Annotated in this window: 21 protein-coding genes, 1 tRNA gene and 2 pseudogenes; 15 read left to right on the plus strand and 9 right to left on the minus strand. The window is 73.0% G+C overall.

The genetic code is table 11. The features are described 5' to 3' along the window. From ONA70_RS09345 to ONA70_RS09370, 6 genes are all read left to right on the plus strand, one after another. On the plus strand, positions 1–2,191 hold a 2,191-nt coding region (locus ONA70_RS09345; RefSeq protein ID WP_265005955.1), incomplete at its 5' end, for a transketolase C-terminal domain-containing protein. Between the two features lie 111 nt (positions 2,192–2,302). Then, positions 2,303–2,740, plus strand: coding sequence for a DUF3052 domain-containing protein (locus ONA70_RS09350; RefSeq protein WP_265005956.1), 438 nt, complete (start codon positions 2,303–2,305; stop codon positions 2,738–2,740). A gap of 79 nt (positions 2,741–2,819) precedes the next feature. Beyond that, positions 2,820–3,287: a peroxiredoxin gene (locus ONA70_RS09355; RefSeq protein ID WP_265005957.1), complete on the plus strand. Its 468-nt coding sequence runs from the start codon at positions 2,820–2,822 to the stop codon at positions 3,285–3,287. 83 nt (positions 3,288–3,370) lie between these two features. Continuing rightward, positions 3,371–3,445: transfer RNA gene (locus tag ONA70_RS09360), tRNA-Val, on the plus strand. 181 nt (positions 3,446–3,626) lie between these two features. Continuing rightward, positions 3,627–4,208 (plus strand): GNAT family N-acetyltransferase, encoded by a 582-nt coding sequence (locus ONA70_RS09365; protein WP_265005958.1) that lies wholly within the window; start codon positions 3,627–3,629, stop codon positions 4,206–4,208. Positions 4,209–4,266: 58 nt separating this feature from the next. Next, positions 4,267–4,716, plus strand: a complete 450-nt coding sequence (locus ONA70_RS09370; protein WP_265005959.1) for an iron chaperone — start codon at positions 4,267–4,269, stop codon at positions 4,714–4,716. A 146-nt stretch (positions 4,717–4,862) separates the two neighbouring features. On the opposite strand, the pseudogene ONA70_RS09375 reads toward ONA70_RS09370, so the two are convergent. Continuing rightward, positions 4,863–5,036: pseudogene (locus tag ONA70_RS09375) on the minus strand (DivIVA domain-containing protein); the annotation flags it as partial. A 325-nt stretch (positions 5,037–5,361) separates the two neighbouring features. Between ONA70_RS09375 and ONA70_RS09380 the strand changes: the two are divergent. From ONA70_RS09380 to ONA70_RS09400, 6 genes and pseudogenes are all read left to right on the plus strand, one after another. After that, a complete protein-coding gene (locus ONA70_RS09380) occupies positions 5,362–6,198 on the plus strand; it encodes a M23 family metallopeptidase (protein ID WP_265005960.1) in 837 nt (278 codons plus the stop codon). Next, positions 6,080–6,418: pseudogene (locus ONA70_RS36895) on the plus strand (hypothetical protein); the annotation flags it as partial. The gene ONA70_RS09380 and the pseudogene ONA70_RS36895, both read left to right, overlap by 119 nt. Positions 6,419–6,430: 12 nt before the next feature. Then, a complete protein-coding gene (locus ONA70_RS09385) occupies positions 6,431–6,676 on the plus strand; it encodes a Stf0 family sulfotransferase (protein WP_265005961.1) in 246 nt (81 codons plus the stop codon). 239 nt (positions 6,677–6,915) lie between these two features. After that, entirely contained in the window at positions 6,916–8,397 is a 1,482-nt protein-coding gene (locus ONA70_RS09390; RefSeq protein WP_406601175.1) for an NCS2 family permease, read from the plus strand. A 228-nt stretch (positions 8,398–8,625) separates the two neighbouring features. Continuing rightward, positions 8,626–9,108, plus strand: coding sequence for a GNAT family N-acetyltransferase (locus tag ONA70_RS09395; protein ID WP_265005963.1), 483 nt, complete (start codon positions 8,626–8,628; stop codon positions 9,106–9,108). Between the two features lie 57 nt (positions 9,109–9,165). Next, on the plus strand, positions 9,166–9,963 hold the full coding sequence (locus ONA70_RS09400; protein ID WP_265005964.1) for an alpha/beta fold hydrolase: 798 nt from the start codon (positions 9,166–9,168) through the stop codon (positions 9,961–9,963). Here the strand turns inward: ONA70_RS09400 and ONA70_RS09405 are convergent. The 5 genes from ONA70_RS09405 to ONA70_RS09425 all read right to left on the minus strand — a co-directional run bounded on the left by ONA70_RS09405 (position 9,935) and on the right by ONA70_RS09425 (position 14,297). Beyond that, a complete protein-coding gene (locus ONA70_RS09405) occupies positions 9,935–11,293 on the minus strand; it encodes a hypothetical protein (RefSeq protein ID WP_265005965.1) in 1,359 nt (452 codons plus the stop codon). The two genes, ONA70_RS09400 and ONA70_RS09405, sit on opposite strands and share 29 nt — an antisense overlap. After that, complete coding sequence (locus tag ONA70_RS09410) at positions 11,290–11,793, minus strand: SigE family RNA polymerase sigma factor (RefSeq protein ID WP_265005966.1); 504 nt, start codon at positions 11,791–11,793, stop codon at positions 11,290–11,292. The genes ONA70_RS09405 and ONA70_RS09410 overlap by 4 nt, the downstream gene beginning before the upstream one ends. A 102-nt stretch (positions 11,794–11,895) precedes the next feature. Continuing rightward, a complete protein-coding gene (locus ONA70_RS09415) occupies positions 11,896–12,636 on the minus strand; it encodes an SDR family oxidoreductase (RefSeq protein WP_265005967.1) in 741 nt (246 codons plus the stop codon). Between the two features lie 100 nt (positions 12,637–12,736). After that, positions 12,737–13,672, minus strand: coding sequence for an aminoglycoside phosphotransferase family protein (locus ONA70_RS09420; protein WP_265005968.1), 936 nt, complete (start codon positions 13,670–13,672; stop codon positions 12,737–12,739). Between the two features lie 40 nt (positions 13,673–13,712). Beyond that, positions 13,713–14,297: a dihydrofolate reductase family protein gene (locus tag ONA70_RS09425; protein ID WP_265005969.1), complete on the minus strand. Its 585-nt coding sequence runs from the start codon at positions 14,295–14,297 to the stop codon at positions 13,713–13,715. Between the two features lie 89 nt (positions 14,298–14,386). Here ONA70_RS09425 and ONA70_RS09430 point away from each other — a divergent pair, with 89 nt between their 5' ends. Both ONA70_RS09430 and ONA70_RS09435 read left to right on the plus strand, forming a co-directional pair. Then, positions 14,387–14,965, plus strand: coding sequence for a TetR/AcrR family transcriptional regulator (locus ONA70_RS09430; RefSeq protein ID WP_265005970.1), 579 nt, complete (start codon positions 14,387–14,389; stop codon positions 14,963–14,965). 73 nt (positions 14,966–15,038) lie between these two features. Further along, complete coding sequence (locus ONA70_RS09435; protein ID WP_265005971.1) at positions 15,039–16,190, plus strand: polysaccharide pyruvyl transferase family protein; 1,152 nt, start codon at positions 15,039–15,041, stop codon at positions 16,188–16,190. Positions 16,191–16,207: 17 nt separating this feature from the next. Here the strand turns inward: ONA70_RS09435 and ONA70_RS09440 are convergent, their stop codons facing one another. Next, positions 16,208–16,414, minus strand: a complete 207-nt coding sequence (locus ONA70_RS09440) for a hypothetical protein (protein ID WP_265005972.1) — start codon at positions 16,412–16,414, stop codon at positions 16,208–16,210. A gap of 84 nt (positions 16,415–16,498) precedes the next feature. Between ONA70_RS09440 and ONA70_RS09445 the strand changes: the two genes are divergently transcribed. Next, positions 16,499–17,020 carry a DinB family protein gene (locus ONA70_RS09445; RefSeq protein ID WP_265005973.1) on the plus strand — a complete coding sequence of 174 codons (522 nt, stop codon included), beginning with the start codon at positions 16,499–16,501 and terminating at the stop codon, positions 17,018–17,020. A 6-nt stretch (positions 17,021–17,026) separates the two neighbouring features. On the opposite strand, the gene ONA70_RS09450 is transcribed toward ONA70_RS09445, so the two are convergent. Both ONA70_RS09450 and ONA70_RS09455 read right to left on the minus strand, forming a co-directional pair. Then, positions 17,027–17,899 carry a carbohydrate kinase family protein gene (locus tag ONA70_RS09450; protein ID WP_265005974.1) on the minus strand — a complete coding sequence of 291 codons (873 nt, stop codon included), beginning with the start codon at positions 17,897–17,899 and terminating at the stop codon, positions 17,027–17,029. Between the two features lie 54 nt (positions 17,900–17,953). Further along, positions 17,954–20,071: a N,N-dimethylformamidase beta subunit family domain-containing protein gene (locus ONA70_RS09455; RefSeq protein ID WP_265005975.1), complete on the minus strand. Its 2,118-nt coding sequence runs from the start codon at positions 20,069–20,071 to the stop codon at positions 17,954–17,956. Positions 20,072–20,236: the final 165 nt, after the last annotated feature.

Here is a 20,236-nt window from a genome sequence, read left to right on the forward strand (position 1 = left end):
CGGCGCGCCCAGCCAGCCGGCGTTCCCGGGCACGGCGGCAGACGAGCCACCGGTGGGGGAGACACCCGTCGCGGACCCGGACGCCGTCGACCCGTCGTCCGACCTCATCGGACCGGGCGGGGTGACGACCGGGTCGGACCCGGACGCCGGCGACCCGGGGAGCCTGCTGGTCGGCGCGGCCGTGGTGGTCGACACCGCCGGTGCCGCCGACGCGCCGCCGCTGCCCCCGCCCGACCCCGACGACGCGTACGCGGAGGCGGCGCGGGACGTGCTGCGCGGGATGACCGCCTCGGCGCGGGAGCCGATCGCCGGGGGCCGGCACAAGGTGTTCGGCCGGGCCGACCTGGCCGTCATCCCGACCACCTCCACGATCGCCTCCCACCTGCCTCGGGCGGTCGGCATGGGACTCGCCCTGGAACGGCTGCGCCGGGTCGGCAACCCGGCACGCGTCGACGGTGATACCGCCGGTACGCCCTGGCCGTCGGACGCCATCGTGGTCTGCTCGTTCGGCGACGCCTCGGTCAACCACGCCACCGCCACCGCCGCGTTCAACACCGCCGGCTGGTACGACCACACCGGCCTGCGCATCCCGGTCCTCTTCGTCTGTGAGGACAACGGGCTCGGGATCAGCGTCCGCTCGCCGAAGGGCTGGGTCGAGGCGACCCTGCGGGCCCGACCGGGGATCCGCTACTTCGCCGCCGACGGCACCGATCCGGTCGAGGCGTACCGGGTGGCGGGGGAGGCGGCGGGCTGGGTGCGCCGGCATCGGCGCCCGGCCGTGCTGCACCTGCGCACCGTACGGCTGATGGGCCACGCCGGGGCGGACGCCGAGTCCGCGTACCGGAGCCCCGGCGAGATCGCCGCGGACGTCGCGCGGGACCCGCTGCTGGCCACCGCGCGGACCCTGATCGAGGCGGGCTTCGCCAGCGGCGACGAACTGCTGGCCCGGTACGACGAGCGCGGCTGGCAGATCCGCCGGATCGCCGAGGACGTGCTCGACGAGCCGAAGCTGGCGTCCCCGGCCGAGGTGGTGGCGGAACTGGCCCCGCGCCGGCCGGTCCGCGTCGCCCGGGCGGTGGCCGACATGGCGGCCCGCGCGGCCGGTCCCGGCGCGGGCGCCCGGGCCGAGGCGTTCGGCGGCCGGCCGCCGGAACTGGCCGGGCCGCTGACTCTGGCGCAGAGCATCAACGCGGCGCTCGCCGACGGCATGCTGGACCACCCGGGAATGGCCGTCTTCGGCGAGGACGTGGCCGCCAAGGGCGGGGTGTACGGGGTGACGAAGGGGCTGCGGGACAAGTTCGGCGCGGCTCGGGTCTTCGACACGCTGCTCGACGAGACCTCCATCCTCGGGCTCGGGCTGGGGGCCGGCGTGGCCGGCATGCTGCCGGTGCCGGAGATCCAGTACCTGGCGTACCTGCACAACGCCGAGGACCAGTTGCGGGGCGAGGCGGCCACCATGCGGTTCTTCTCCCGGGGGGCGTTCCGCAATCCGATGGTGGTCCGGGTCGCCGGGCTGGCCTATCAGGAGGGGTTCGGCGGCCACTTCCACAACGACAACTCCGTGGCGGTGCTCCGGGACGTGCCGGGGCTGGTGATCGCCGTGCCGGCCCGGCCCGACGACGCCGCGCCCATGCTGCGTACCTGCCTGGCCGCCGCGGCGGTGGACGGCACGGTCTCCGTCTTCCTGGAGCCGATCGCGCTCTACCACACCCGCGATCTCTACACCGAGGGCGACGGCGAGTGGCTGGGCGAGTACGCCGAACCGGGCGCCTGGGCCGCCGGGCACGTCCCGGTCGGCCGGGCCCGGGTGTACGGGGTCGGCTCCGCCGAGGACGTCACGATCATCACGTTCGGCAACGGGGTACGGATGTCGCTGCGTGCCGCGGCCACGCTCGCCGACGAGGGCATCGGCACCCGGGTGGTGGACCTGCGCTGGATCGCGCCGTTGCCGGTGGCGGACATCATCCGGGAGGCCTCGGCCACCGGCCGGGTGCTGGTCGTGGACGAGACCCGCCGGTCCGGCGGGGTGGGCGAGGGGGTGATCGCCGCGCTGGTGGATGCCGGATACGTCGGCGCGGCGCGGCGGGTGGCCGGACTTGACTCGTTTGTACCATTAGGTCCGGCGGCGCGTCAGGTTCTGGTCTCTGCGGAAGCCATTACCCAGGGTGCCCGTACGCTGCTGGCACGGTAAATTCCGTTCCACCCGGTGCGCCACTTGCGCGGGGAGCCACAACTGTGTGGACTTGGCCCGACGGCATCGGACGACGCCGCGAGCAGGGATGAGATGAGGAGGCACGCGACAGTGAGCGCGACCGCTGGTCAGGCCGCCGACGGGGTACGCAGCCTGGCGGACCGGTTCGGGATCGAGCCGGGAATGGTCGTCATGGAGATGGGGTACGACGAGGACGTCGACCAGGATCTCCGGGACGCCCTGACCGATCGCTCTGGAGAACTCGTCGACGAGGACACCGACGAGGTGGTCGACGCGGTTCTGGTCTGGTACCGCGACGGCGACGGCGACCTCTTCGAGCTCCTCGTCGACGCCCTAGGACCCCTGGCCGACGCCGGTGTGGTCTGGGTCCTGACGCCCAAAGCCGGCCGGGACGGCCACGTCGAGCCGAGCGAGGTCGCGGAGAGCGCGCAGACCGCGGGCCTCCAGCAGACCTCCACGATCAACGCCGGCCGCGACTGGAGCGGCGCCCGCCTCGTGCTGCGCCGCGGGTCGAAGAGCAGGAAGTAACCGGCCGGACCGCACCCGGCGGCCGCCGTCGCCGGGTGTGGCAGGCTGATCGTCTCCAGACCTGACCCGAGGAGTACGCATGCCCATCGAGGTTGGCGCCGAGGCGCCCGACTTCGTGCTCAAGGACCAGAACAACCAGGAGGTCCGGCTCGCCGACTTCCGCGGCAAGCGCACCGTGCTGCTGGTGTTCTACCCGCTCGCCTTCACCGGCGTCTGCCAGGGCGAGCTCTGCGAGGTCCGGGACAACCTCAACGAGTACGTCAACGACGATGTGCAGGTGCTGACCGTCAGCGTCGACTCGGTCTACGCCCACAAGATCTGGGCCGACCGGGAGGGCTACCAGTTCCCGCTGCTGGCCGACTTCTGGCCGCACGGGGCGGTGGCCCAGGCGTACGGCGTCTTCAACGACGTCGCGGGCATCGCCAACCGGGGCACCTTCGTCATCGACAAGGCCGGCGTGGTCCGGTTCGCCGAGATGAACATGCCCGGCGAGGCCCGGGATCAGCAGGCCTGGCGCAAGGCCCTCGCCGAGGCCGTCGCCGCCTGATCCCACTCCGAGGTACACCCGTCGACCGGGTCGGAGGCCGGCAGGTAAGCTTGCCGAACTCCGGCCCGCCGTACGGGCGTTCCGGGCGCGTAGCTCAGTGGGAGAGCACTCGCCTTACAAGCGAGGGGTCGCAGGTTCGAAACCTGCCGCGCCCACCACCAACCAGCAGCGGAAACCGCCCCGTGAAGTTCATTCCCCGGCGATGACATCAAGGTTGGCGCGCGAGTAGATCGTCAGGGTGATCTGGCCGGAACGAGGCCGGGCCGGTTGACGGCGATGTCACACCGCGTCACCGGATACCGGGTTGCCTGCTCGCTACGCCTGCGAAACCCTCTTCGCATGATCGAAACACGTGTGCTCGGCGAGGGCGATTGGAAGATGTGGCGGGAACTGCGGCTCGCTGCGCTGGCGGAGGCCGGGTACGCCTTCGGTTCCCAGTTGGCGGACTGGCAGGGCGACGGCGACCGCGAGGAACGCTGGCGCGATCGACTGGCCATCCCCGGCTCGAACAACATTGTGGCGATGCTCGACGGGCAAGTCGTCGGGATGGTCAGCGGGGTGCCGGCCGACCACGACGGGGTTGTCGAGCTGATCTCGATGTACGTGGCACCTGTGGGGCGTGGTCAAGGCGTGGGCGACCACCTCGTGGGGGCGATCGAGCAGTGGGCCCGGCTGGCGGGCGCGCGGACGCTGCGGCTGGCCGTTGTCGCGGGCAACAAGAACGCCTGGGCCCTCTACCAGCGGAACGGCTTCCGTGACACGGGTGAACTCGGCGACCTCATGCCCGATGGAGTACGCCGCGAGCACATCATGACCAAGAGCCTCCATCAAGCGGAGTCACCGCGTAACCCATCAACCAGGATCGGACAGGCCCCTGATCCGATCAGGAATCGAGAAGCGGCCGGGTGTCGTCGGCCCTAGCCTTCCTTGAGACGGCCGGCATCGCGCCGAGCCTTGAGCGTCGAAAGGCAGCCCGGAAATGCCCGCGAAGAATGCCAAGACCGAGTCCGACGGCTTCAGTGCCGAGGAGCGTGCCGCGATGAAGGCGCGCGCCGCCGAGCTGCGCGCCGAGGGCAAGAAGGGCGCCAAGAAGGCCGACGGGCTGCAAGCGGTCCTCGACAGCATCGCGAAGATGGCGCCGGAGGACCGTGCGCTCGCCGAGCGCGTGCATGTGACGGTGACCACCACCGCTCCCGAGCTGTCGCCAAAGACCTGGTACGGGATGCCCGCCTACGCGAACGCGGACGACAAGGTCCTCGTCGCCTTCAAGAACTCGGGCAAGTTCAACACCCGCTACTCGACCCTGGAATTCCAGGACGTGGCCAACCTTGACGACGGTGACATGTGGCCGGTGTCGTACGCGATCCAGAAGTGGAGCCCCGCCGTAGAGCAGAAGGTCATCGAACTGGTGAAGGCCGCGGTCTCCTGACCGTTGGCGCAATCGCCCCGCGCGGCGGTCTCGCGACTCGCGCGTGGGCCTTAGGCGGGCTGGCGCGAGGCGCTGGCGTGGGCGCCGTGGCCCTCGGGTCAGTTCTCGGGCGAGCCCCGGTCGGTCGCCGGCTTCGAACCCTCCGTCAACCCGGCCGCTTCAGCGCGCGCCTGGTCCACGATCCGGCGGGCCGCCGACCGGGCCTCCGACAGCATGCGCTCGGCCTCGCGCTCGGCCGTGGTCCGATGGTTGTCGGCCTGTTCCTGAGCCAGTCGAAGGATCTGCTCGACTCTGGTACCCAGCCCGGAGAGGGTCGGGCGCTCCGCCGGCGGCTGGACGATTGCCTCCCCGCTGACCGCATCCGCCCCCGAGCCGAACATGGACAGCACAACGCCCGCCACGCCGACGACGATGCCAGGCCAGATCGCGGCCGCGCCGAGGTAGGCGCCGCCCACGGCACCGACCCCGAGCCCGACCAGCAGCGCCGAGAACGACTTGCCGGCTCTCCCCATCGGCCCCTCCCGACATCGCATGCTGCCCATCCGATCCGTTCCACGGTCCCAGGCCACGTCAAACCGGGGCTTCTGCCGCTACCTCCGGCCGGGACCGCGGCGCGAATTGCCCCGGTCGGGCATCCTGGGGCACGTGTCGGCGGACCGGTTCCAGCAGGATCGCCCGACCGGCCGCTCCGGCCGGATGGAGTGCCGCGCCGGTGATGGGGAGTTCGTGATGAGCCGTGCCGCCAGCCCGTCGGGATCGACACAGCCGGTGGTGCTGCGGCTCCCGTTCCAGGGCACCTGGATCGTGCGCAACAGTCCGGCCCGTCGGGTCCCGAGTCACGGTACCCACGCCTTCGGCGCGAGCCACGCCATCGACTTCGTCGCCGTCCGCGACGGGCGGACGGCAGCCGTGCGGGACTGGCGGACCACCTGGTCGGTCGAACCGGTGGACCGGTTCTACGCCTTCGACCAGCCGATCGTCGCGCCCGCCGCCGGCCGGGTCGTATCCGCGCGGGACGGCGAGCCGGACCTGGTGGCCCGGCGCTCGCCGCTCGCCGGCGTCCGGTATGCATTGACCCAGGCGTCGCGGGCCCGGCAGGGTGCCCGTGGGCTCGCCGGCAACCACGTCGTCCTCGACCTGGCCGACGGCGGGCCCTACCTGGTGGTCGCCCACCTGCGTCGCGGCACGGTGGCGGTGCGACCGGGCGAGGTGGTGGCCGCCGGCCAGCCGCTGGGCCGGTGCGGCAACTCGGGCAACTCCACCCAGCCCCACGTGCATCTTCAGGTGATGGACGACGTCGACCCGTTCACGGCCGCCGGCGTGCCGATCGTCTTCCGCGACTACCGCGTCCGTCGTCGCGGCGGTGCCGAGGAGTTGGTGCGCAACGGCGTGCCGGACAACGGCGACATCGTCGAAGCGGTCGGGCCTGCCAGCTCACCTGACGCGGGTCACTCCGGCCGGGGATCGTCCGGCATGGCGTAGCGAGGGCGGTGGCGTCGTCCGTGCGTCCGGTCGCCGCGTACGCCAGACCGGGGACCTGCTGTCGACCAGCAGTGTCCCGACGTCGCCGGGTCACCGTCGGGCGGCCTCCGGATCGGGGGACGGCTCCGGGTGGGGTGGTATTCCCGCCGGTCGCCCGCGCACCGGCAGCTCGCTGCTCTGCGGCCTGCTCGCCTCGACCGGGGTCGCCGGCCGGCCGGAGGCGTACTTCCGGGTGGCCCAGGCGGTGTCCTGGCTGCGCGCCGAGCAGACCCAGCTCTGGTACGTCGGCGACGCCGGCGCGAACGGCCGGGCACCGCGGTACGACCTGGACGGCATCGACGAGCTGCTCGGGACCATCGAGGCGCACCAGGCCGCCTGGGACGAGTGGTTCACCGCGTACCGGATCGTCCCGCACCGGGTCCGGTACGAGGATCTGGCGGCGGACCACTGGATCGCCCGTCACCGGTCCGGGACGTGACCTTGACCACCCTCACCCGGCGGCGACGCGTAGGGGCAGGTCATCGGTCGTTACCCGGCGGTTAAAGTGGGTGTTGCGAAGTCGCGCTCCGATCAGGGTGCGGCTTCGTAGCGCTTCACGGGATCCGTGGAGCCCAGCCGTTCCGACGTTCTCCGGGCCAACCGAATCGGAGTGGCTGCACCCCCACCGCCCGACCGGCGCGTCCGGCGGGCCAACCCGGAACGGAGTAAGTCCACGCCATGAGCGTGACTACGCAGGATGCTGCTGCCCCGGCCGAGCACGTGGACCCCGCCCCGCGTGGCCGCCTCGACCGCTTCTTCGAGATCACCCGCCGGGGGTCGACGGTCAAGCGCGAGGTGCTCGCCGGACTCACCACCTTCGCGACGATGGCGTACATCGTCGTGCTCAACCCGCTGATCATCGGCACCGCCCCGGACAAGGACGGCAACCTGCTCGGCATCGCGCCGGTCGCCGGGGTCACCGCCCTCGTCGCCGCGGTCATGACGATCATGATGGGCGTGGTCGGCCGGGTGCCGTTCGCCGTGGCGACCGGCCTGGGCCTGAACGCCTTCGTCGCGTACGCGGTCGCCTCCCAGATGACCTGGGCCGAGGCCATGGGCCTGGTGGTGATCGAGGGTCTGATCATCACCGTGCTGGTGTTGACCGGTTTCCGGAAGGCCGTCTTCCGCGCCATCCCGGCCGAGCTGAAGGCCGCCATCGCGGCCGGTATCGGCCTGTTCATCGCCCTGATCGGCTTTGTCGACGGCGGTCTGGTCCGGGCCGGCACCGGCGTGCCGCTGCAGCTCGGCTCGGGCAGCAACGGCACGCTGCACGGCTGGCCCACGGTTGTCTTCCTGGTCGGCCTGCTGGTCACCGGCATCCTGGTCGCCAAGAAGGTCAAGGCCGGCGTCCTGATCGGCATCGTGGCCACCACGGTCGTCGCGGTGGTCGTCAACGCGTTCGCCAAGCCCGGCGCGGCCCTCGTCGGCGGCAAGCCCAACCCGGACGGGTGGCGGCTCAACGTCCCGACCCTGCCGGACCCGCTGGTCCAGAAGCCCGACCTGCACCTGCTCGGCAACGTGTCGTTCAGCGCGTTCGCGCACGTCGGCGTGATGACCGCGCTGCTGCTGGTGTTCACCCTGGTCCTCGCCGACTTCTTCGACGTGATGGGTACCACGGTGGGCCTGGCCAAGCAGGCCAACCTGGCCACCAAGGACGGCACCGACATGCCCCGGCTGGGCAAGGTGCTCTTCGTCGACGGTGTCGCCGCCGTCGCCGGTGGCGCGGGCAGCGCCTCCTCCGCCACCACCTACGTGGAGTCCTCCTCGGGCATCGCGGACGGTGGCCGTACCGGTCTGACCAGCGTGGTCACCGGCGTGCTCTTCCTCGGCGCGCTGCTGCTCACCCCGTTGGTGACGCTGGTGCCGAGCGAGGCCGCCGGCCCGGCCCTGGTGATCGTCGGCGCGCTGATGATCCGCCAGGTCAAGGACATCGACTTCACCGACGTGGGCGTCGCCGTCCCGGCGTTCCTGACCATGACCCTCATGCCGTTCACCTACTCGATCACCAACGGCATCGGCGCCGGCTTCGTCAGCTGGGTGGCGATCCGGGTCGCGCAGGGCAAGGGCCGCCAGATCCACCCGCTGATGTGGGCGGTCGCCGTCGCGTTCGTGATCTACTTCGCCATCAACCTGGTCAAGGCCGTCACCGGCGTCAGCTGACCGGTCGTCCGTCGCGCCCCCGCTGCCCCCGGCCCGAGGCAGCGGGGGCGCGGCGTATCCGGATCATGGGTTAGAGTGCCGTCGCGCGGACACGCGACCGTCGTGGGCGCAGGGGAGATGAGGCCATGGACCGCCATGAGCTTCGTTCTCCATGCCTTTTTCCGGGTCGCGCGCTGACTGACTGAGACACCGCGGCCCGGGTCGCTCCACGACCTTGGGAGTTTCGCGTTGTCTTTTCCTGACCTGACCACCGACCGTCTCGTGCTGCGCCACTGGCCGGCCGAGGAGGCCGAAGCCGTCGTCGCCGGTGAGCGCCGTCCGCACTGGGCGGCGGACTACCCCTTCGAGGGCGACCGGATGATCGCCGGCCTGCTCACCCGCGAGCCGGACCGGCCGCACGGACACTTCCAGATGATCGAACGGGAGACCGGCCTGACCGTCGGCGGGATCGGGCTGAAGCTGCCGGTCCTCGACGGCGCGGTCGAGTTCGGGTACGGCATCGTCCCGTCCCGGCGCTGCCGGGGCTACACCACCGAGGCGGTCCGGGCGCTGGTCGCCTTCGCCCGCACCGTACCCGGGGTGGCGGAGGTCTTCGCCACCGTCAATCCGGCCAACGCGCCCTCGGTCCGCGTGCTGGAGAAGGCCGGTCTGCGCCACACCGGCACGGTGGCCTCCGACGAGGGGCCGCTGCACCGGTACGTCGCCGAGTAGGCCCGGCCGGCCCGGCGGCGCCACCGCCGCCGGGCCGGCCACCCTCGTTGTAGGGACATGAGCTACGCCGACGTCAACGGGGTGCGTCTCTGGTACGAGGTGCACGGCACCGGAAAGCCGCTGGTGCTGCTGCACGGCGGCTACGGGTCGGTGGAGATGTTCGGCCCGATCCTGCCCGCCTTCGCAGCGCGCCGCCGGGTGATCGCGGTCGACCTGCAGGGGCACGGCCGCACCGCCGACGTGGACCGCCCGCTGCGGTACGAGTCGATGGCCGACGACATTGCCGCGCTGCTGCGTCACCTCGACCTGCCGGCGGCCGACCTGTTCGGCTACTCGCTCGGCGGCGGGGTGGCCCTGCGTACCGCGATCCAGCATCCCGGGCTGGTCCGTCGGCTGGTGCTGGTCTCCACGCCGTACCGCCGGCAGGGCTGGTACCCCGAGGTGCTGGCCGCGATGGCCACCCATGGCGAGCAGGTCGCCGAGCAGATGCGTGGCACTCCGCCGCACCAGCTCTACGAGCGGGTGGCGCCGCGCCCGCAGGACTGGCCGGCGCTCTGGGCCAAGACCGGTGAGCTGCTGCGCCGCGAGTACGACTGGTCCGCCGAGGTGGCGGCGCTGGCCCTGCCGGTGCTGCTGGTCTACGCCGACGCCGACTCGATCCCGGTCCACCACATGGCCGACTTCTTCGGGCTGCTCGGCGGCGGGCACCGGGACGCCGGCTGGGACGGCAGCGACCGGCCGGCGTCCCGGCTGGCCGTGCTGCCCGGCCTGACCCACTACGACGTCGTCGGCTCCCCGGAGGTGCCAGCCGTCGCGCTGCCGTTCCTCACCCACGAGGTCCGCGCGCCCGAGTGACCGCCCGGCGCGCCAGCACCCCGCCGAGGAGCAGTGCCGCCAGCCCGATTCCCCACCAGAACCGGCCGCCCACGCCCCACGGCGGGTCGGCGTCGCGGACCAGTCCGGAGTGGACGACGCGGTCCGCCACGTCGATCGCGAGCACCTGCTCGGGCGCGGCGAGCACGGTGGTGGGCGCGGCCGCTCCCGGGGCCAGCGCGAGCACCGCCACCGACCGCACGTGCCCGTACGCGGTCCGCTGGTCCATCTCCATCGGCTGGTCGAAGCGGGCCGGCGTCGCCGGGTCCGGCCGGTAGGCGACCACCAGCGCGGAACCGTCCGGCCGCCAGCCGAGCAGCCGGATGGTGGTGACGCCCGAAACCGCGGGCAGCTCCAGCGCACCCAGGTCCTGGCCGGTTGCCGGGTCGACGTGGCGCAGCCGCCAGCGGGTGCTGTCCGGGTCCCGGCTGACCAGGGACAGGCTGCCGTCCGGCAGCCAGGCGCCCTTGCCGGCCAGCCCGGTCTCGGGCGGCAACGGGAAGGAGGTGATCGACTGCCCGTCGGCGTCGGCGATGAGCACCTTGTCGCCGATCCGCCAGGCCAGCCGACTGCCGTCGGCCGTGAACGCCACCGGATCGCCGAAGATCGGCAGTTGCTCGGTCTCGAGCAGCCGTACCGCCCGGCCGGTGTCGAGCCGGACCAGGCTCAGCACGTTCGCGTAGGCGCTGCGCTCCGGGTTGGTCGGGACGGTGTCCCGGACCACCAGCGACTTCCCGTCCGGGGCCCAGCCGGCCGGCTCGGTCGTCACGCTGCCCGGCACCACGCTGGGCAGGTGCCGGATCACCCCGTCGACCAGGTCCACCAGGTCGACCCGCGGATGCTCGCTGCTGCCGCCCGGCGCGGCGATCCGCCGGCCGTCCGGGGAGAGCAGCACCTCCTCGCCCACGGGGGCCTCGTACCCCACCTGGTAGGTCCGGTAGCGGTCGGCGTCCGCACCGACGATGCCGATGGTGCCGTTCTCGTCCAGCAGCCCGGTGAGGCCGCGCGCCTGCCCACTGAAGATCACCGACGCCGGACCGAGCCGGGGCCGGTCGGTGGCGTGCAGCGCGCCGAACACCGGCAGGCCAATCCGGTCCGGCAGCGTCGGGCCGTCCACGCCGGCCGGTGCCGGCCCCACGCCGCCCGCACGCCCGGCCAGCGGCACGAGCGCCACCAGCATCAGGACCGCGGCGACGCCCGCGGCCATCCGCCGCCGCGTCCGGCGCGCGGTCCGCACCGCGCGGTCGTGCACCGGGTACGCGGGCACCTCGGCCGCCGCCTCCCGCAGCGCCTCCCGCAGCCGTACGCTCATCGCCCGCTCCTCTCCGCCGGCCGCTCCACCAGGTCGGGGACGAGGTCGCGGAGCCGGCGTACGGCGTCGTGCCCGTGCCGCTTGACCGTGCCCAGCGAGCAGCCCAGCGCCTCGGCCACCTGCGCCTCGGTCAGGTCCTCGTAGAACCGGAGCACCACCACCGCCCGCTGGCGGGGGGTGAGCCGGCGCAGCGCGGCCACCACGCTCAGCCGCAGCGCGGTGTCCTCGGTGTGGTCGCCACCGCCGCGCTCGACCGGCTGGGCGTCCAGCCGTTCCGCCACCCGCCGCCGGCGCCACCAGGAAACCTGCTGGTGGTACATGGCCCGGCGCACGTACGCCTCCGGGTCGCCGTCGCGGACCCGCCGCCAGTGCCGGTACGTCCGCGCCAGGGCGCTCTGCAACAGGTCCTCGGCGAGCTGATGGTCCCCGGTGAGCAGGTACGCGGTCCGGGACAGCGCGGCCGAGCGCTGCACCACGAACTCGTGGAACGTCTCCGACATGCCCACCCCCTCGTCCATTACAGACGCCACCCGCCCGGTGAATGGTTGAGGGGCCAGGCGGGCGGGTGCGGACTCCCGGTCCACACCCGCCCCCCGGGCCGGTCAGATGGCGAAGCCGCCGTCGGCGTCGATCACCGCCCCGGTGACGTAGCCGGCGTCGGGGCCGGCGAGGTGGGCCACCACGGCGGCGATCTCGGCCGGTGCGGCATACCGGCCGAGGGCGGTGAGACCGGCGATCGCCCCCGCGTTCGGCCCGTCCGCCGGGTTGGCGTCGGTGTCGGTGGGGCCGGGGTTCACCAGGTTGACGGTGATGCCCCGGGGCCCCAGCTCGCGGCCGAGCCCCTTGGTCAGCCCGACCAGCGCGGTCTTGCTCATCGAATAGAGCGCCAGGCCCGGGAAGGGCGTCCGGCGGGCGACGTTGCTGCCGATGTTGATGATCCGGCCGCCCTCGCCCAGGTGCCGGGCCGCCGCCCGCGCCGCCAGGTACGGCGCGCGGATGTTGACCGCGAGCGTCCGGTCCAGCTCGGTGGCGCCCAGTTCGTCGACCGGCCCGACCAGGAAGACGGCCGCGTTGTTCACCAGAATGTCCAGCCGGCCCAGCTCGGTGGCCGTGCGGTCCACCGCCGCGCGTACCGCCTCCGGGTCGGCACTGTCGGCGGCGAGCACCAGCCCGCGCCTGCCCGCCGCCTCGATCTGCTTGCCCACCACCGCGGCCCGCTCGGCGTTCGTCTCGTAGGTCAGGGCCACGTCGGCCCCCTCGGCTGCCAGGCGCAGGGCGATGGCCGCACCGATGCCCCGCCCGCCGCCGGTGACCAGGGCGACCTTTCCGTCCAGTGTCGTCATGGGACCAGCCTTGTCGTCCCGCCGGCTGGCGTCTGGCGGCGATCGGACGACGCGTTCGCCGGCTCGGCTCACCGCTCGTCGACGGGAGGTTCCGAGTCGATCAAGGCAGTCGGCGGGCCAGCCAGGGCAGCAGGGCGTCGCCCTGCAGCCGCTGGAACGCCCGGACCGTGGGGATGCCGGGCGGTGGGGGCTGCCGGGCCGCGTCCAGGAAGAAGCCGGCGAACCCGGCCAGCACCCCGGTCACCGCGGCCGGGTCCGCGCCGGCGGTGAGCGGCCGGGCGCGCAGCAGCGCCTCCGCGTCGTGTCCGCCGTGCACCTGCGCGTTGACCAGCACCAGCAGGCTGTCCAGCCAGGCCGGCCCCCGGCAGGCCCACGGCCAGTCGACCACGCTGACCGTGCCGTCCGGGCCGATCAGCAGGTTGTCGGCGCGGATGTCCAGGTGGCACAGGGTTTCCCCGGCCAGCCCGGCGAGCCCGCGCTCGGCGGCGGCGCACAGCTCGGGCAGCCGGTCCCGGGCCCACGGGGCCAGGTCGGCCGGCGGGTCGGCGGCGATCCGCTGCCAGCCGGCGAAGTCGTACCCGAGCTGCTCGGCGGCCGTGGGAGCCGCCGCCACCGCCGCCGGGGTGAGCACCGCGGCCATCGCCTCCAGGGTGGACAGCACCGCGGCGAGCTCGGCGGCGTCCCACGGGGTCGACGGGTGCCGGCCCTCGACGTCGGCGAAGACCAGCGCCACCCAGTCACCGTCGTCGTAGCTGCCGAGCAGCCGGGGCGCGGGGGTGCCGGGTGGCAGGGCGGCGGCGACCAGCGCCTCGGCCCGGTGCAGGTGCGGGCTGCGGTCGTTCTGGGCCGGGCTGACCGCCTTGACGAAGGCCCGCCGGCCGCCCGCGGTGCGCACCCGGTCGGCGGTGCCGGGGGAGAAGCCTCCGTGCTGCGAGACCGCCGTCACCACCCGGTCGCCGAGGATCTCCTCGACCGCGACCCGGACGTGGTCGGGCAGGTCGGTCCAGCGGATCCGGGTCTTCGTCGCGCTTGTCACCACCCCACGGTGCGGGAGCCCGCCCGGCCCGGGCAAGCGATTACCGCGCCGCGGCGGTGTACCGGAGGACGACCACGCCGCTGTCGAAGGGGCGCGTCTCGACCAGGGTGAACCGGTGCGGGGCGAAGCCCCGGTCGGCCAGCGGGACGCCGCTGCCGACCACCACCGGGTTGAGCTTGACCACCAGTTCGTCCACCTCGCCGAGCAGCTGCCCGGCGAGGTGGCCGCCGCCGCAGAGCCAGATGTCGCCGCCGGGCCGTTCCTTCAGCTCGCGGACGAAGGCCACCGCGTCGCCGGCGACGATCTCCACCTGCGGGTCGTCGGACGGGGGCAGTGAGCGGGACAGGACGTACTGCTTCAGGTGCGCGTACGGGCTGGTCACGCCGGCCTTCAACGCCGGCTCGTAGGTGCCGCGGCCCATCAGCAGGGCGTCGAACCGGCCCGCCGGCGGCGACTCGATGCCGAACTGGGCGTGGGTGAAGGTGGGGAAGGTCTGGGGCCATTCGGCGGCCAGGTGGGCCAGCACGTCCGGGTCCGGCACCAGCGGGAAGAAGTCGTACGACCCGTCGGGGGCGGCGATGAAGCCGTCGAGGGTGGTGGCGACGTAGTACACGAGCTTGCGCAAACCGACTCCGATGTCCGGGATAACCACGACGGCCGTCGTGGTTGATGACAACCTACAACACCTGTCGTGGTTATTGCTAGGGTGATGCCATGGCCAGGAACCCGGAACGCCGCGTCCTGCTCGCTGACGCCGGGCTGCGGGTGCTCGCCGCCGCCGGCGCACGCGGGCTGACCCACCGCGCGGTCGACGCCGAGGCGGGCGTGCCGACCGGCACCGCCTCCAACTACTTCCCGTCCCGGGCCGCTCTGCTCGCCGGCCTGGCCGAGCGGATCTTCGACCGGATGGCCCCCGACCCGGCGATCCTGGCCGACCTCGGCCGGCGGGAGCCGTCCCTCGCGCTGCTCACCGACTACCTGCGCTACGTCGTCGAGCGCACCACCCGCGAGCCGGACCTCACCCGCGCCCTGTTCGAGCTGCGGCTGGAGGCGTCCCGCCGGCCCGAGCTGCGGCAGGCGCTCGGCGACGTGCTCCGTAAGGGGTACGCCGACGACGTGGCCTTCCACGTCGCCGCCGGGCTGCCCGGCGGCGCCTTCGAGGTGGCCCTGCTGCACTACGCGGTGGACGGGTTCCTGCTCGACCGGCTCACCACCTCCGTCGATGCCGGGTTCGACGTCGAGCAGGTGGTTTCCGCCCTGGTCTCCCGTCTGGTCGGCGCCGCCACCGGTTGACCGGGCTCCGCCCAGGTATGTCCCTCCGGGCAGCGGGAAACCGGCACGGGACGCCCCTGGGGAGGAGCAACGGATGACGGATGGCACGGGACTGACCATCGGAGTGCTCGGCTCGTACGGCGGCCGCAACCTCGGCGACGAGGCGATCCTCAGCGGTCTGCTGGCCGACCTCCGGCGGCAGGAGCCGAAGGCCCGGATCATCGTCTTCTCCCGGAACCCCGCGCACACCGCGCTGGCCCACCCAGACGTGGAGGCGGTGCCCTGGGAGGGCGTCAGCCGGGTCGACTCGTCGCTGATCCTGGAGCAGCTCGACCTGCTCATCCTGGGTGGCGGCGGCATCCTCTACGACCGGGAGGCCCGCCGCTACCTGCGGGTGGTCCGGGTCGCCCAGGAGCGCGGCCTGCCGCTGCTCACGTACGCGGTGGGAGTCGGCCCGCTCAGCGACGGCGTGGACACCGGCATGGTGCGGGAGACCCTGGCCGGGGCGATCGAGGTGACCGTGCGGGACCAGGAGTCCCGGATGGTGCTGGAGGAGGCGGGCCTGCTGAACCCGATCACCGTCACCGCCGACCCGGCTTTCCTGCTCGATCCGGAGGACTTCCCGGCGAGCTGGCTGCGCGAGGAGGGCGTGCCCTCCGGGAAGCGGCTGGTCGGGTTGAGCGTCCGCGAGCCGGGCCGGGCGGCCGAACGCCTCGACGTGGACGGCTACCACCGGCTGCTCGCCCAGATCAGCGACTTCCTGGTGCACCGGATTGACGCGTACGTGCTCTTCGTGCCGATGGAGCGGGACGACATCCGGCACTCGCACGGGGTGATGTCGCACATGGTCGCCGCCGAGCGGGGCCGGATCCTGCACAACGACTACTCGCCCCGGCAGGTGCTCGGCCTGATGAAGCACTTCGACCTCGCGGTCGGCATGCGGCTGCACTTCCTGATCTTCGCGGCCATGATGGGCACGCCCTTCCTGCCCCTGCCGTACGCCGGCAAGGTCTTCGACCTGGCCCAGCGGCTCGGGGTGCCGGCGCTGCGCGGCGTGGAACGCGAGGTGGAGGGCCCGCTGCTGGCCGAGGTGGACCGGCTGTGGGACGAGCGGGAGGCGCGGGCCGACGAGACCGCCCGGCGGGTGTCCGAGGTGTGCGAGCAGGCCCGGGGCACCTCGCACGTCACCCGGGGGGTGCTGGACAGCCTCCGGTCGCGCGGCCTGGTCCGGTCCGGTGCCGGCTGAGCGGGCCCGCGCCGGCGTCAGACCGCCGGGCCCCGCCAGTTGTAGATCCACGGGCGGTCGTGCCGGTCGTCCGACTCCAGCTCGTAGATCTGCGCCTCGGCCAACCCCTCCGGACCGACGTGGTGGTGGGTCAGCGGCGGACGGCCGTTGCTGTCCAGCTCGACGGTGACCGTCTCACCGTCGGCCGTGCCGCCCACCAGCGGGATCTGCGCCGTGGATGTCATGCGCCCATCCTGCCCCGGAGATCCCCGGCCCGCAGCGGGATGGCGGGGCAGCGGGCGGGCGGTTCCCGGGACTAGGGTCCAGAGATGGCGGACACGACGATCGACCCCACACTCGGTCCGGTCCTCGCCCGTACGGGTGACGAGCGGGCGGTGCTCGAATCGTTCCTCGACTTCCACCGGGCCATCGTGCAGCGCAAGGCACGGGGTCTCGCCGACGCCGATGCCGGTCGGCGCCTGGTGCCCTCCCTGACCACGCTGGCCGGCCTGCTCAAACACCTCGCCCTGGTGGAACAGAACTGGCTGGCCCGCCTGTTCGCGCCCGAGCCGGGCGACGTCTACATCACCTCCGAGGAGGAGGCCGAGGCGAGCTTCACCCTCGGCCCGGCCGACACCGTCGAGACCCTCGCGGCCACGTACGAGGCGGCCTGCGCGCGGTCCCGGGCGATCGCCGCGCGGTTCGACCTGGACCACGTGGTGCCGCACCCGCAACTCGGCGAGGTGTCGCTGCGCTGGGTGCTGGTCCACCTGATCGAGGAGACCGCCCGGCACGCCGGGCACGCGGACATCCTCCGCGAGCTGACCGATGGCCAGACCGGGGCCGTCTGAGCCGGTTCAGTCCCGGGGCAGCAGGCCGGCCGGATACTCCATCCCGTCGACGGTGCAGGCCGCGGCGGCCACCCGCGCCGCGTAGCGGGCCGCGTCGAGCGGGGACGCGCCGCGGAGCCGGGCGGCGATCAGGCCGGCGGCGAACGCGTCGCCCGCGCCGTTGGTGTCCACCACCGGGGCGGGCGGCGCGGTGGCCGGTACCCGGACCGGCGGGGTGTCCGGGGCGTGCAGGGTCGAGCCGGCCGCGCCGGAGGTCACCAGCACCGTCCGGGGCGCCAGTTCGGCCGCCACCTTGCCGGCCCGGTCGTCGAGCCGGACGTCGCTGACGAAGACCAGGTCGGCCGCGTCCGCGAAGGGCCGGTGGTAGTCGTTCTCGCCGTCCCAGTCGTGCAGGTCCGTGGAGAGCGACACCCCGTCGGGCAGGCTCGCGCGCAGGGCCGGCAGCGTGTCCCGGGCCCAGTCCATGATCGATACGTGCACGTGCGCCGCCTCGCGGACCAGCGCGGTCAACTCCGCCTCGGCGAACGGCGCCGGGCCCGACCAGGGGCGGGGGTCGTAGAGCGACATCCGGCGGCCGGCCGGATCCACCATGTTCACCGAGCGGCGGGTGCCGGCCGGGGCGTCGACCAGCACCGCGCGTACCGAGGTCCGGGCCAGCGCCGCCCGGACCACGTCGCCGGCCGGGTCCATGCCCAGCACGTCGACGAGCCCCACCCGCAGGCCCAGGGCGTGCGCGGCGAGCGCCACGCCGGCGCCGGTGTTGCCAATCCGCAACTCGATCGGTGGGACGGCCAGCGAGTCGGCGGCCGGCAGGGGCAGGGCGGGTACCTGGGCGCGGATGTCGACCCCCAGGCCGCCGATCACGAGCAGATCGAGCATGGCGCCGACGGTAGCGAGTCACGGCGGTGGTCCGCCCGCCCGGGTGCCGCTGTCCTATTCCAGGACGTGCGGCTCCGGCTGGTCGGGCACCGGGCTGGTGCGCTGCATCCGGGCCCGGGTACGGTCCACCGCTCCACGGGCCAGGGCCAGATCGAAGACGTTGCGGAAGACGGTCGACAGGTCGGGATCGCGGTCCAGCGCGCCGGCGAAGCTGATCGACGACGCGCTGAAGACGAAGCCACCGTTCGGCTTCTCGACGAGGACCATGGACGCCCCGCCGCCGACGTTCTGCCCGCGCGCGATGACGTCCTCGGGGGCCGCCTCGGCGGGCAACCCGAGCAGGGTGTCGACCTCCCAGCCGCTGGCGCCGCCGTTGTACCCCCTGGTGCCGAACTGGCTGCCCACCGTCAGCCGGGTGCCGGCCAGCAGCGGGTGGTCGCGGACCACCGCGTACGGCGCGAACGTGAACCAGCTGGCGCTGGTGTAGTTGACGCCGAGCACCTGCGAGGCGGGCAGGCCGAGGGAGTTGAACGTGTCCCGCTTGCCCGCGGAGGTGCGGAAGCTGATCGCGCTGCCGTCGTCGCTGAACGCGACGCGCTCGTAGATGCCGTTGCCGCCCGCGTAGATCACGCGGCCGCCGCCAGCCTCGTAGTCGGCCAGGTGCTGGCGCATCGCCTCGGACCAGTACTCCGGGTGGCTACCCAGCACGAGCGCCTTGTAGCTGCTCAGCCAGCTGCCCGACGCGTGCAGGTCGGCGTCGTCGTAGCAGTCGAAGGCGAGGTTCTGCTTCGCCATCCACCGCAGGAGCATCACGTCCGACCACATGGTGTGCTCCAGGCAGGCGGTCGGCTCGACGCTCCACTCGGTGGACGGGCGGCGCAGCGTCAGGGTCCGCACGCCGCTGAGGTCGCCGCAGTACTGGTTGTGCCCGCCCCAGGTGTTGTAGGCGTGGTAGGTGTTGCTCGGCACGAGGAACGCGATGTCGTTGGTCGGCTGCTGGGGCCGGACGACGAACGGCACATACCGCCGGAGCTGGTGCGGGCCTTCGAGGCGGACCGCGTACAGCCCGGAGGGCCAGTCCTCCGGGATCGTCAACTGGTAGCTGTCCGACCAGCCGCAGCCGCGCTGCAGGTAGCCGGTCGGCAGCAATTGCAGCTTGCCGGTGACGCTGGTGGCGTCCGTCACCACCACCGGGCCGCCGGTGCTCGGGGCCACCCGTACCACGGACGCCGTGAACGACGGGAAGGTGCTGGACACGGCCACCCGTACCGGCTGTCCGGGGGTGACGCTCGGGGTCTGCGCGTACCCCTGGAGCGCAGCCCGGCTCTGCATGGTGAATCCGCTGCCGACACCCTTTCCGGAGCCGCCGTTGACCCAGGTGGCCTTCTGGTCGGTGCCCGCGGTGGCCCAGTTGTTCAAGCGGTAGTAGGTCAGGCTGCCGACGGCCGGTTTGGTCGGGTCGCTCGGCTTCACGCCGTACAGCGCACCCTGCCCGGCGAACATCAGGCCGTTCATGCCGAGCTCGGTGAATCCGCGGCCCAACCGGAAGCCCGAGCCCTTGGCCCAGAGGCCGCTGCCGAGGTGCCGGTACCAGAAGATGTCGCCGAACCGCCAGGCGAAGATGACGCCGGAAGCGTCCGCCTGGAGTTGGTAGCTCTTGAAGTCCCGGCCGATCCGGGAGCCACCGGTCCACCGTCCGGTCGACGGGATGTACCGGTATCCGTACAGGTCGCCGTCGGCGTCCACGCCGTAGATCGCCCCGTCGAAGCCGAACACCCGGGGGAACTTGTTCAAGCCCATGGCGACCTGCCGGCTGGTGCCCCAGTAGCCGGCGCCGGTGGTGTAGTTGGTGCAGACGTAGCGGTGGTAGAGGACGGTCCCGTCGGCCCGCACCCCGTACAGCGAGCCGTCGGTGCTGCCGAGCACGGTGACGAACTGGTTCCAGCCCGACCCGATCTTCCGGCCGGAGCCGGACGCCCAGCCGCTCACGCCCGTCTCCCAGCCCCAGTGCCGGTACCACAGCAGCGATCCGTCGGCCTGGATCGCGTAGAGGACGCCGTCGCCGCCGCCGACGAGCTGGATGAACCGCTGCTCCGGGTCGTAGCTCGGCGTCGCCGCCGCGGCCGGTGCGGTGTCGGTCGCGAGCACCGCCGGCACGGCGGTCGCCGTCACCGCCAGGACACTGCCGCTGCGGAGTACGCCACGACGAGTGATCTGCCGCGGATTGCGCGATGCCATCTGGAACAGCCTTTCCCCGTGAACCCGAGGGAACCTAGCGTGCGAGTGCGCCGAGGTGGAACCCCGCCGGCGGGAGTGGCTCGAAAATCATTCGAGTAT

Origin of the sequence: Micromonospora yasonensis (genome assembly GCF_026013475.1) — a bacterium.
GTDB lineage: Bacteria > Actinomycetota > Actinomycetes > Mycobacteriales > Micromonosporaceae > Micromonospora > Micromonospora yasonensis.